This window comes from Sphingomonas floccifaciens, assembly GCF_042681125.1.
In the GTDB taxonomy this organism is placed as follows: Bacteria; Pseudomonadota; Alphaproteobacteria; order Sphingomonadales; family Sphingomonadaceae; genus Sphingomonas; species Sphingomonas floccifaciens.
Genome location: NZ_JBHUFC010000003.1, coordinates 90090 through 101311 on the forward strand (window position 1 = coordinate 90090; position 11222 = coordinate 101311).

Sequence of the window (11222 nt, forward strand, 5' to 3'; positions counted from 1 at the left end):
CCGTGTCGACGGAGCCCAGCGTTATTGCAGTGTCCCCGAATCCTCATCGTGGTGGCCGAAGAACGTCATCAACTGGACGATCAGCTCGGCGCGTTCCGACAGCGACGGTGACTCCAGCAACGCCTGTTTCGACGCGGGGTCGAACGGCGCGATCTGCGCGATGCCGTTGACGAGCGATTCGTCGTCGAGCCGCGCGACGCTGTCCCAATCCACCGCATAGCCGTGGATGTCGGCGAACTTGCGCGATTCGGCCTCCAGCGCGGCACGTTCGCCCAGATTCAGGATCTCGCCCTCAGGCGTGGGTTGCAGCACGGCCTCGACCTGGCGGAAGCTGGTGGTGACATTCAACTCGCGGACGATGCGGAAGCGTGCCAGCCCCTCCAGCACGATGTTGTAGCGGCCATCGTCCAGCGCCTCGACATCGGCGATCTTGCCGACGCAGCCGATGTCGAACAGCGGCGGCGGGTCGCCGTGCACTAACGGCGCGCCTCGCGGCTGGATCATCCCGATCCGCCGGTCGCGCGCCAGCGAATCGCCGACCATCGCCCGGTACCGCGGCTCGAAGATGTGCAGCGGCAGGTGCATCCGCGGAAACAGGATCGCGCCCGGCAGCGGAAAGATCGACAGGCGGGTCGAGGCAGGCGCGTCGCTCACCCGAACAGGATCGCGGACAGCTTGCGGCGGTGCGCCGAGACCCAGGGGTCCTCCAGCCCGACCGCCTCGAACAGCTTCAGCAACTGCGCCCGCGCAGCGCCCTCGTTCCAGTCCTTGTCGGTCGCGATCGATCGCAACAGCGTCGCGGCGGCACCATCGCGGTCGCCGGCCGCCATCTGGCCGCCCGCCAGTTCCATCGCCGCTGCATGGTCGGTCGGATCGGCGGCGACGCGAGCCTCCAGCCCCGACAGGTCCGCGACCGGCGTCGCCGTGCGCGCCAGATCGATCGCCGAACGTGCGCGGGTCACCTCAGGCGCCTTGGCGGCCTCGGCCGGAAGGGCGTCGAGCGCCGCGGCAGCCTCGTCCACCCGCCCCTCCGCCACCAACGCCCGGGCGCGCCCGGCGGCGACCGCGGGATGCTCGGGCGTCATCTCTGCCAGCTCGTCGTAGATCGACAGCGCACGCGCCGCGTCGCCCTCGGCCAGTACGCCCTCCGCCATCGCGATCAGCGGCTCCAGCTCGGCCTCCTGCGCCGCCTCGTCGCTCTGGACGGGCAACTGGCGCAGCAGCTGGTCGAGCATCGCCTTCAGCTGCGATTCGGTCCGTGCGCTGGTCAGATCGGCTGCAAGCTGGCCCTGGAACATCGCATAGACGGTCGGGATCGAACGGACCTGGAATTGCGCGGCGATGAACTTGTTCGCATCGACGTCGATTTTCTTCAGCACGACGCCCTTGCCGGCATAATCGGCGGCGACCTTGTCCAGCACCGGCCCCAGCTGCTTGCACGGCCCGCACCATTCCGCCCAGAAATCGATGATGACCAGGTTGGTCATCGACGGCTCGACGACGTCGCGGCGGAAAGCCTCCACGGCCTCCTTGTCGGCGGGCGAAAGTCCTAGCGTGGCCAAGGGCGGGTCCTCTTGCGAAATCGGGATGCCGCCCATGTGGGCGCTGAACCTCCCCACGCCAAGTGTTTTCGGCGCGCACGCGATTTCGGGGTTGCGTCCCCGAAACACCCGCGCTAATGGCCCGCCTCCACCCGCCGGGAAGCACTTCCCGGCAACGCCAGAGCGGGCGTAGCTCAGGGGTAGAGCACAACCTTGCCAAGGTTGGGGTCGAGGGTTCGAATCCCTTCGCCCGCTCCAGTCGCTGGTTATGAGCAGCGGCGCTATACAAGAAATCGCAGTGAGTATGGCTTGGGTCGCACGGTGACGGCCGGCGCCGCCCTGCCGCTTGTCATGTCAGTTTTGGCATAGTCGATGAGTTGGGGCTTATGCCTGCACGAGAGCGTAGCGGCATGCTAAGACTGTCTCATGACCCATCCCAAGATTCGCGTCGGCATCGGTGGCTGGACGTTCGAGCCGTGGCGTGGCGGCGTCTTTTATCCCGAGAAATGGCCGCAGAAGCGTGAACTGGAATATGCCGCGTCGAAGCTGACGGCGATCGAGGTGAACGGCACCTATTATTCCGGCTTCAAGCCCGAGACCTTCGCCAAATGGCGCGACGAAACGCCCGACGGGTTCGTCTTCACGTTGAAGGCGTCGCGCTTCTGCACGAATCGCAAGGTGCTGGCCGAGGCGGGGGCATCGATCGAGAAGTTCGTCGGTCAGGGGATCACCGAACTCGGCGACAAGCTCGGCCCGATCCTGTGGCAGTTCATGGCGACCAAGAAGTTCGAGGCCGAGGATTTCGCGGCATTCCTGGCCTTGCTGCCGAAGACGCGCGATGGTCTGGCGCTGCGGCATGCGGTGCAGGTGCGGCACGCAAGCTTTGCGGTGCCCGAGTTCGTCGCGATGTGCCGGGCGGCGAATGTCGCGATCGTCCAGGCGCGGTCGGACGACTATCCTGCGATCGCCGATGTGACGGCGGACTTCGTCTATGCGCGGTTCGAGACGGCGGTTGCGGACGAGCCCGAGGGCTATGCGGCCGACGACCTGGCCGGCATCGCCACGATGGCGCGCGACTGGGCGACGGGGGGCGAGCCGGACGGGCTGCCCTATGTCACGCGGGACGCAAAGACGGCTCCACGCGAGACCTTCGTCTTCTTCATCTCGGGCGCGAAGGAGCGCAATCCCGCCGCCGCGCAGGCGCTGATCGCGCGACTAGGCGAGTAGCCGCGCGACCTCGTCGAAATCGCTGGCGACGGCCGCAACGCCAAGCGCGGTCAGCCGGTCGGCATGGCCGATGCCGCAATGCGTGCCGGCGCACAGCCCGATGACATGACCGCCCGACGCCACCGCCCCGGTCGCGCCGACGGGCGAATCCTCCAGGATCGCGCAATCGGTGATCGGGACGCCCAGCGCCTTGGCAGCGTAGAGATACAGATCAGGTGCCGGCTTGCCGCGAGCGACATGCTCCTTGCCCGAGTAGATGTGGTCGCCGAACGCGTCGGCCAGCCCGATATGGTCGAGGTGCGCGCGGATCCATTCGGTCGAGCTCGACGAGACGATCGCCCGCGGCAGGTCGGCGGGCAGCGCGCGAACGAAGGCGACCGCGCCCGCGACCGCGGCGACGCCGTCTCGGATCGCGCGGGCGTTTTCCTCCTCGCGAACGCTCGCGAAATCCTCGGGCAGGGCGCGGCCGATCCAGCGTTCGATCGCACCGATGAAATCCGCCCCCGACAGGCCCATGAAATTGGCCATCGAGTCCTCGGGGCTGGTCGGATGGCCGATGCCGGTCAGATAGTCGGCGATGTGACGGTTGCCGGCATATTCGGTTTCGACCAGCACGCCGTCGAAGTCGAACAACAGCGCGGCAAAGCGGATCGGAAGCGGCGTCACGCGCGCGCTCCGAACAGGGCGGTGCCGACGCGGACATGCGTGGCGCCGATCCGGACCGCGGTTTCGAGGTCGCCGCTCATGCCCATGCTGAGCTGGCCCAGCCCCTCATCACGCGCGATCTTCGCCAGCAGCGCGAAATAGGGGGCGGGTTCGAGGTCCGCTGGGGGCACGCACATCAGCCCGACGACGGGGAGGTTCGCCGCGCGTGCGTCGCTGAGCAGCGCGGGCAGGTCGGCGACCGGGCAGCCGCCCTTCTGCGGTTCGTCGCCGATGTTGACCTGGACGAAGCACGGCAGGCGTCGGTCCTGCGCATCCATCGCGCGGGCGAGGGCTGAGACTAGCGAAGGGCGGTCGACCGAATGGATCGCGTCGAATAGCGCTACGGCATCGGCTGCCTTGTTCGATTGGAGCTGACCGACGAGATGGAGCGCGATGCCGGCCGTTTCCTCGCGCAGGGCCGGCCATTTGTCGGCCGCCTCCTGCACGCGGTTTTCGCCGAACACGCGCTGGCCGGCAGCGATCAGCGGGCGGATGGCATCGGCATCGTGCATTTTCGACACCGCGATCAGCGTCACGTCGGACGCGTCGCGGCCCGCGAGCTTGCAGCCATAGGCAATGGTCGAGTGGATCGCGGCCAGCCGGCCTGCGGCATCGTCGTTCGGCATGTGGGGCGCTATAGGTGCCGCGATGCGCGCCCGCCACCCCCTGCCCCGCCTCTGGCTGATGACTGACGAGCGGATGGGGGATGCACTGTGGGCGGCGATCGACCGGCTGCCGCGCGGCGCCGGCGTGGTGGTGCGGCATTATGGCTGGCCGATGGCGGAGCGACGGCGGTTGCTGGCACGCATCGAGCACGTCGCGCGGCGGCGGGGACTGGTAGTGCTCGGCGCCGGCGGGCTGGTCGGGAGCGGTGGCGTCCATAATGGCCGGGTTCGGCGAAGGCTGTCGACGCGATCGGCGCATGATCGGCGGGAGCTGGTCGCGGCGGTACGGCGCGGGGCGGATGCCGTGTTCGTGTCGCCGGTGTTCGCGACTCGGTCGCATGTCGGGGCGCATGGGTTGGGAGTCGCGCGGTTCGGGGCGCTGGTGCGCGGGGCCGCGGTCCCGGTGATCGCGCTTGGAGGAATGGATGCGCGGCGGTTTCGCCGGGTGGCGGCGGTCGGGGCCTATGGGTGGGCCGGGATCGATGCTTGGCTGGGTTGAGTAGGTTGATCGCTATGGGGCGCGGCGCGAAGTGAATTCGCGCCGTCGGTCATCGCTTGCGCGATGCCGGCCGTGGTTCGCGCCGAGGCGGAGATTAGCTTGCGCTACTCTCCTGCGCGAACCTTAGAATCGGAATGCGGTGCCGACGTAGACCGACTGGCTGTCGCGCCGCTGCTCCGCCAGTTGCGGAAGGCGGTCACGCTCGGTCTTGTAGCGGACGCCCGCGGTCAGATCGAGGTTGCGCGTGATCGAATAGGCACCGCCCAGGTCGAGCGAATAGCTCGGCGCATCGGCGGTCAGGCGCGGCTGGTTCGCGGTCGGGCGCGCAGCCTCCGCCTTCACCCGGCCCGAGAAGGAACGGCCGGTATAGCTGAGGCCCAGATCGGCGACTTCGCGGCTGCCCGGCTGGGCGGCGAGGTCGATCTTTGCGAGATCACCCGAGATCGCAAACCGCTTCCAGCCCACCGCGACACCCAGGTTATAGGCGATCGGTGCCGCCGTCGCCGCAGGCGCGGCAGCGGCCAGGCGATCCGACGCACCGACCGCGGCGCTGCGGCTTGACCGGGCCTGGACCGCGACGGTCACGGCACGCGAACCGGCACGACCGGCATTGGACGGCGTAAAGCGGAAGCCGTTGCCCGATACGCCAGCCCGCGCGAGCGCAGCGGCGAGACGGGGGTCGCCCGAAGCAGGTGTGAACGAGCCGATTCCTTCCACCGAAGGCGTCAGGCGACGCGGCCCACTGCGGCCATCCTCGGCACCGATCGCAGGCGCGATGGCCCACGCGACAGCCACTGCTGCCGCGAGCCCCGTTCCTGCAATGATGCGCAAAGCAACCATCTGCGTCCCACTCCCTGACGGATGCGGTACCACGAACAGGGCCGGATGTTCCACCGCCAGATCCATTTCTCAGACAAGTGTTGCAGCTTATCCACAATCCGGTCCCCGTTCCGCCCGCGCTTGCGGCCTCGCGCCGGGGGTCTATAGAGGCGTGTCGCCTGACGCCTTTATCGTACCCATTGAGGACTGCCCCATGATTTCGCGTTCGCGTATCGCCCTCGTGAGCCTGACCCTGATCGCGCTTGCCGGTTGCGGCCGGGGCGACCGTCCCAAGGCCGATCTTGCCGCGTCGAAGGTGACGACGATCGGCGTGAACAGCTATCTTTGGCGTGCGACGCTCGACACGCTGAGCTTCATGCCGCTGCTGCAGACCGATTCGAACGGCGGCGTCATCGTGACCGACTGGTACACGAACCCCAACACCCCGACCGAGCGGATGAAGGTCACCGTGTCGATTCTGGACCAGGACCTGCGCGCCGATGCCGTCCGCGTCGCGGCGCTGCGCCAGATCAACCAGGGCGGCCAGTGGGTCGCAGCACCCGTCCAGGCGGCGACCGTGCAGAAGCTGGAAGACATCATCCTGACGCGTGCGCGCGACCTGCGCCGCAGCGCCGTCGCCAACTAAAAAAGAGGTTCCGACAGTGTCAGTGTCGCGGTTCAACGCGTCCGTCGCCGATGCCAAGTGGCAGGCGGCGTGGGACGAGCGCGGCACCTTCGCCGCGGAGGATTCGAGCGCAAAGCCCAAGAGCTACGTGCTGGAGATGTTCCCCTATCCATCGGGGAAGATCCACATGGGGCACGTCCGCAACTATACGATGGGCGACGTGCTGGCGCGCTTCCGCCGGATGACGGGGCACGAAGTGCTCCACCCGATGGGCTGGGACGCGTTCGGCATGCCCGCGGAAAACGCCGCGATGGAAAAGGGCGTTCATCCCGGCGCCTGGACCTATGACAATATCGCATCGATGAAGGCGCAGCTGAAGCGGCTGGGCTTCGCGCTCGACTGGACGCGTGAGTTAGCGACCTGCGACCCGACCTATTACGGGCATGAACAGGCGCTGTTCCTCGACCTGCTGACGGCGGGTCTGGTCTATCGCAAGGAATCCGCGGTCAACTGGGACCCGGTCGACATGACCGTGCTGGCTAACGAACAGGTTATCGACGGCCGTGGGTGGCGGTCGGGCGCGCTGGTCGAGAAGCGCAAGCTGAACCAGTGGTTCCTGAAGATCACCGACTTCGCCGACGAGCTGCTCGACGGGCTGGGCACGCTGGAGCATTGGCCAGACAAGGTGCGGCTGATGCAGGAAAACTGGATCGGCAAGTCGGAGGGCCTGCGGTTCCGCTTCGCGCTGTCGGACGGCGGCGAGGTCGAAGTCTTCACGACGCGCCCCGACACGATCTTCGGCGCGAGCTTCGTTGCGGTCGCGGCCGATCACCCGATCGCGCAGGCGATGGCGGGCGACGCGCACGTCGCCGACTTCATCGCGGCGTGCAAGGCGGGCGGCACCTCGGCGGCGGAGATCGAGACGCAGGAGAAGCTGGGCTACAACACCGGCATCCGTGCGACGCACCCGCTCGATCCGTCGATCCAGCTGCCGGTCTACATCGCCAACTTCGTGCTGATGGACTATGGCACCGGCGCCGTGTTCGGCGTGCCGGCGCACGACCAGCGCGACTTCGAATTTGCCACCAAATACGCGCTGCCGATCCGTCGCGTCGTCGCCGATGGCGAGAACAGCGCGCCGGAGTTCACGGACGCCGAGGCCTATACCGGCCCCGGCCGCCTGGTAAATTCGCGCTTCCTGGACGGCATGGACGTCGCCGACGCCAAGCGCGCGGTCATTTCGCGTGCCGAAACCGAAGGCTGGGGCGACGGCACGACAGTGTGGCGCCTGCGTGACTGGGGCGTCAGCCGCCAGCGCTATTGGGGCACGCCGATCCCGATCATCCACTGCGACGCGTGCGGCGTGGTGCCGGTACCTAAGGACCAGTTGCCGGTCGTGCTGCCGGAGGACGTCAGCTTCGACGTGCCGGGCAACCCGCTCGACCGCCATCCGACGTGGAAGCACGTCCCCTGCCCGTCCTGCGGCGCCGAGGCGCGACGCGAGACCGACACGCTCGACACCTTCATCAATTCGAGCTGGTATTTCATCCGCTTCGCCAGCCAGCCCGACGACCAGCCGTTCGACAAGGCGGTCGCGGAGAGCTGGCTGCCGGTCGGGCAATATATCGGTGGGGTCGAGCATGCGATCCTCCACCTGCTCTACGCCCGCTTCTGGACGCGCGCGCTGCGCCGTGTCGGCAAGATCAATGTGGCGGAGCCCTTCGCCGGCCTGTTCACCCAGGGCATGGTGACGCACGAAACCTACAAGGATCCGGCCGGCACCTGGCTGGCGCCCGAGCAGGTCGCCGACGGCAAGGTCATCGCGACGGGCGAGCCGGTGACGGTCGGCCGCGTCGAGAAGATGTCCAAGTCGAAGAAGAACACGGTCGACCCGTCGCCGATCGTCGATCGCTACGGCGCGGACGCAGTGCGCTGGTTCATGCTGTCGGATTCCCCGCCCGAGCGCGACCTGCCGTGGAGCGAAGCGGGTATCGAGGGCGCTTGGCGGTTCGTCCAGCGGGTGTGGCGCCTCGTCGAGGGCGTCGAGGCGGCTGAAGGCGCGGACGTCGAGCTCGACCGCAAGCTTCACCGCACGATCGCCGGCGTGGCCGAGGATGTCGAGGCGCTCGCCTTCAACAAGGCCGTGGCCAAGCTGTACGAACTGACCAGCGCGATCGAGAAGGCCAAGCCATCGGCATCGCGCGCGCAGGCCGTAGCGACGCTTGTCCGGCTGGTCGCACCGATGATCCCGCACATGGCCGAGGAAGCGTGGAGCGTGCTCGGCCAAGACGGCCTGGTCGCCGATGCCGCATGGCCGGACGTCGATCCGGCGCTGCTGGTCGACGATTCTGTCACCATCGCGGTGCAGGTCAACGGCAAGCTGCGCGACACGCTGACCGTACCCAAGGGCTCGGCCAAGGACGCTCTGCAGGCCGCGGCGCTTGCATCGGCCGGCGTTCAGCGCATTCTGGAGGGCGCTGCCCCCAAGAAAGTCATCGTCGTGCCCGATCGCCTGGTGAACATCGTCGCATGAGGCGCGCTGCCGCCTCGCTCGCGCTGCTGCTGACGCTCGCCGGCTGTGGCCTGCGCCCGCTGTACGGCGGGGCGGCGAGCCCGGCTCGCGCGGCGCTGTCGCAGGTTCAGGTGACACCGATCGAGGGACAGGCGGGCTGGCTGGTCGGCAGCGCGCTGCGCGATCGACTGGCGGCCGTCGATGGCACGAGCCCCCGCTATCGGCTCGATATCAAGCTGGATGACTCGATCATCGGTCTGGGCGTCCGCCGCGACGACTCGGTGTCACGTGAGCGGCGCACGCTGCGGGCGCGCTACCAGCTGGTCGATCTGGCGAGCGGGCTGACCGTGGTCGACGATACGGCGGGTAGCGATGTCGGGATCGACGTCGTCGGCTCCGAATATGCCACGATCGCGGCCGAGCAGAGCGGGCTGGAGCGGCTGTCGGGGATCATCGCCGACAAGATCGTCGCGCGCATCGCGCTGTTCGCGCAAAGGTCCACAGCCCAGTGAAGGCGACTGCCGCCGGGATGGCCTCGGCGATCGACGATGCCGGCAAGCGTGGGCCGAACGGGCCGCGGCTGTTCCTTTTACATGGTCCCGACGAAGCCGGCGCGATGGACTATGCCGCCCGGCTCGGCCGCGCGATGGGTGCGGATGCCGAGCGCGTCGATCTGGATGGCCCGACGCTGAAGGCCAATCCGGGCCGGTTGGCCGACGAGGCGGCCTCGATCTCGCTCTTCGGCGGTGCGCGCTACATCCGTGTCACCGGTATGGGCGAGGAGTCGGTCGAGGCGGTCGAGTTGCTGCTGTCGGCGGGATCGGCGGGCAATCCCGTCGTCGCGATCGCTCCGACCGCCAAGGCGACCGGCAAGCTGGTCAAGGCCGCGGTGTCCAACCCCGCGGCGATGGCGCTGGCCTGCTATCCGCCGGAGGGGGTCAACGCCGCGCGGCTCGCCACCAGCATCGCGCGGGAACACGGCGTACGCCTGACCGGAGACACGCCCGCGGCCCTGTTCGAGGCGAGTGGCGGTGACCGCGCCGTCCTGACGCGCGAGATCGAGAAGCTGGCGCTATTCCTTGATGCCGCCCCCGATCGTCCCCGCGATGCCGGAGAGGATGTACTGGCTGAGATCGGCGCCTATATCGCCGAAAGCGAGATGGCGACCGCGATCACCGCTGCGATCGATGGCGATGCCGCCGTGCTGGGCCGCGAACTGATGGGGGTCGATGCTGCCGGGATGACGATCCCGATGCTGCGCGGGCTCGCCAAACGATTGATATCGCTTGCTGACATGCGTGGCGAGGTCGACCGCGGCGAATCAGCCGACATGGTGGTCGAACGGCATCGCGTGTTCTGGAAGGAACGTGGCGCGACGATCACCGCGTTGCGTCGCTGGTCGACGCCACAGATCGCCGCAGCGGTATCACGCGTGCGCCGGGCGGAACGCGGGCTGCTGACGGGGGGCAATCCGGCGGCCGTCACAGCCCTGCACGACGTGCTGTCGATCGCCCGCGCGCGGAAGCGTTAGTCCTTACGCGTCCGTCGCCACAGCAGCGCTGCGGCGACGATCAAGCCGGCGGCGGCGGCCGATCGCCCCCGGAGCGCAGAGGCGGCGATGATCCCGCTGCCGATCGGATCGATCGAGGTCGCCACCGCCGGTGCAGGCGTTTCGGGCAGAATCTGCGCGCCATTTTCGCCCGTCGCAGCACCGGCGACCTGCCGTTCGAGTTCGGCGTTCAGCTCGGCACCGAGCAGGAAGACATAGGCGCTGAGCCACAGCCAGGTCAGCAACACGATGACAGCCGACAGCGAGCCATAGGTTGCGCCATAATTGCCGAAATTGGCCGCGTAGATGCCGAAACCCGCCGTCCCGACGAGCCAGGCGACCGTCGCGCCGATCGATCCCGGCGACAGCCAGATCCATCGCGGCTGCTTGAGATCCGGCCCGACCCGGAACAGCACGGCCGCCGCGGTCACGACGATGCCCGCCAGCACGACATAGCCGAGCGCGCGCAGGATCAGCAGCAACCACGTCGGGGCGCCAGGGATCAGGCTTTCGAGAAACGCGAACAGGGCAACCGCCAGCATCGCCAGGAAGACCAGACCGACGCCGCCGAGAACGATCAGGAAATAGAGGATGTTCGTCCGGATGAAGCTGCGCGTCTCCTTCGTGTCATAGGCGACGTTCAGGCCGGTGACGATCGCCGACGCGCCTTTCGTGGCGCCGTACAGGGCGATCACAAGTGCAAGGACAAGGCCAAGCCCCTGCTTGCCTTTCGACGAATCCACGACCGTCAGCAGTTGGTCGCTGACGATCGACGCGGCTTCGCGCGGCATGACGGAGAAGATCGACGTGACGTTGCGCTGGACGGTTTCCGCTTCGGCGAACAGGCCGTAGCTCAACACGACGGCGGCGAGCAGCGGAACGATCGCGGCAAAGGCGTAGAAGGCGACCCCGGCTGCGATGATCGCGATGTTATCGTCGCCGCTTTCCGCCCAGGTCCGCTTCAGGATGGCAAGCCACCCCTCCTTCGGCACTTCGAACGGCGAGCGCGCGGCGATGCCGGCGGCGTCATCGGCATGAATCATGGTCGAACCCCTTTATCGAGAGGTCAAACCCGCAACG

Annotated in this window: 12 protein-coding genes and 1 tRNA gene; 7 read left to right on the forward strand and 6 right to left on the reverse strand. The window is 67.9% G+C overall.

What is annotated here, in order from left to right:
- Nucleotides 1-21: 21 nt before the first annotated feature.
- Together ACFSC3_RS07360 and ACFSC3_RS07365 are read right to left on the reverse strand one after the other, a co-directional pair.
- Entirely contained in the window at nt 22-654 is a 633-nt protein-coding gene (locus ACFSC3_RS07360) for an LON peptidase substrate-binding domain-containing protein (protein WP_380939769.1), read from the reverse strand.
- The gene (locus tag ACFSC3_RS07365; protein ID WP_380939770.1) at nt 651-1562 is read right to left on the reverse strand and encodes a tetratricopeptide repeat protein; all 912 of its coding nucleotides are present in this window, start codon (nt 1560-1562) and stop codon (nt 651-653) included. The genes ACFSC3_RS07360 and ACFSC3_RS07365 overlap by 4 nt, the downstream gene beginning before the upstream one ends.
- Nucleotides 1563-1724: 162 nt before the next feature.
- On the opposite strand from ACFSC3_RS07365, the gene ACFSC3_RS07370 reads away from it, so the two are divergent.
- Together ACFSC3_RS07370 and ACFSC3_RS07375 are read left to right on the forward strand one after the other, a co-directional pair.
- Nucleotides 1725-1799, forward strand: a tRNA-Gly gene (locus ACFSC3_RS07370).
- A 168-nt stretch (nt 1800-1967) separates the two neighbouring features.
- The gene (locus tag ACFSC3_RS07375; protein WP_380939771.1) at nt 1968-2768 is read left to right on the forward strand and encodes a DUF72 domain-containing protein; all 801 of its coding nucleotides are present in this window, start codon (nt 1968-1970) and stop codon (nt 2766-2768) included.
- Here ACFSC3_RS07375 and ACFSC3_RS07380 read toward each other — a convergent pair.
- A complete protein-coding gene (locus tag ACFSC3_RS07380) occupies nt 2757-3434 on the reverse strand; it encodes an HAD family hydrolase (protein ID WP_380939772.1) in 678 nt (225 codons plus the stop codon). The two genes, ACFSC3_RS07375 and ACFSC3_RS07380, sit on opposite strands and share 12 nt — an antisense overlap.
- The gene (locus ACFSC3_RS07385) at nt 3431-4099 is read right to left on the reverse strand and encodes a YggS family pyridoxal phosphate-dependent enzyme (protein ID WP_380939773.1); all 669 of its coding nucleotides are present in this window, start codon (nt 4097-4099) and stop codon (nt 3431-3433) included. Before ACFSC3_RS07385 ends, ACFSC3_RS07380 begins: the two co-directional genes overlap by 4 nt.
- Nucleotides 4100-4121: 22 nt before the next feature.
- Here ACFSC3_RS07385 and ACFSC3_RS07390 point away from each other — a divergent pair, with 22 nt between their 5' ends.
- The gene (locus ACFSC3_RS07390; RefSeq protein ID WP_380939774.1) at nt 4122-4637 is read left to right on the forward strand and encodes a thiamine phosphate synthase; all 516 of its coding nucleotides are present in this window, start codon (nt 4122-4124) and stop codon (nt 4635-4637) included.
- A gap of 123 nt (nt 4638-4760) precedes the next feature.
- Here the strand turns inward: ACFSC3_RS07390 and ACFSC3_RS07395 are convergent, their stop codons facing one another.
- Complete coding sequence (locus tag ACFSC3_RS07395) at nt 4761-5477, reverse strand: hypothetical protein (RefSeq protein ID WP_380939775.1); 717 nt, start codon at nt 5475-5477, stop codon at nt 4761-4763.
- 193 nt (nt 5478-5670) lie between these two features.
- On the opposite strand from ACFSC3_RS07395, the gene ACFSC3_RS07400 reads away from it, so the two are divergent.
- From ACFSC3_RS07400 to holA, 4 genes are read left to right on the forward strand one after another with little or no spacing between them, the layout of a single operon-like run.
- Nucleotides 5671-6102: a DUF3576 domain-containing protein gene (locus ACFSC3_RS07400; RefSeq protein ID WP_380939776.1), complete on the forward strand. Its 432-nt coding sequence runs from the start codon at nt 5671-5673 to the stop codon at nt 6100-6102.
- Nucleotides 6103-6124: 22 nt separating this feature from the next.
- Complete coding sequence (leuS, locus tag ACFSC3_RS07405) at nt 6125-8614, forward strand: leucine--tRNA ligase (RefSeq protein ID WP_380940880.1); 2490 nt, start codon at nt 6125-6127, stop codon at nt 8612-8614.
- The gene (lptE, locus tag ACFSC3_RS07410; protein WP_380939777.1) at nt 8611-9105 is read left to right on the forward strand and encodes an LPS assembly lipoprotein LptE; all 495 of its coding nucleotides are present in this window, start codon (nt 8611-8613) and stop codon (nt 9103-9105) included. Before leuS ends, lptE begins: the two co-directional genes overlap by 4 nt.
- Nucleotides 9102-10124, forward strand: a complete 1023-nt coding sequence (holA, locus tag ACFSC3_RS07415) for a DNA polymerase III subunit delta (RefSeq protein ID WP_380939778.1) — start codon at nt 9102-9104, stop codon at nt 10122-10124. The genes lptE and holA overlap by 4 nt, the downstream gene beginning before the upstream one ends.
- Here the strand turns inward: holA and ACFSC3_RS07420 are convergent.
- Complete coding sequence (locus tag ACFSC3_RS07420; RefSeq protein ID WP_380939779.1) at nt 10121-11185, reverse strand: YihY/virulence factor BrkB family protein; 1065 nt, start codon at nt 11183-11185, stop codon at nt 10121-10123. The two genes, holA and ACFSC3_RS07420, sit on opposite strands and share 4 nt — an antisense overlap.
- Nucleotides 11186-11222 lie beyond the last annotated feature (37 nt).

Coding starts and splice junctions, on each gene's coding strand:
- ACFSC3_RS07375 (WP_380939771.1), top strand. CDS start 1,968: ATGACCCATCCCAAGATTCGCGTCGGCATCGGTGGCTGGACGTTCGAG.
- ACFSC3_RS07385 (WP_380939773.1), bottom strand. CDS start 4,099: ATGCCGAACGACGATGCCGCAGGCCGGCTGGCCGCGATCCACTCGACC.
- ACFSC3_RS07390 (WP_380939774.1), top strand. CDS start 4,122: ATGCGCGCCCGCCACCCCCTGCCCCGCCTCTGGCTGATGACTGACGAG.
- ACFSC3_RS07395 (WP_380939775.1), bottom strand. CDS start 5,477: ATGGTTGCTTTGCGCATCATTGCAGGAACGGGGCTCGCGGCAGCAGTG.
- ACFSC3_RS07400 (WP_380939776.1), top strand. CDS start 5,671: ATGATTTCGCGTTCGCGTATCGCCCTCGTGAGCCTGACCCTGATCGCG.
- lptE (WP_380939777.1), top strand. CDS start 8,611: ATGAGGCGCGCTGCCGCCTCGCTCGCGCTGCTGCTGACGCTCGCCGGC.
- ACFSC3_RS07420 (WP_380939779.1), bottom strand. CDS start 11,185: ATGATTCATGCCGATGACGCCGCCGGCATCGCCGCGCGCTCGCCGTTC.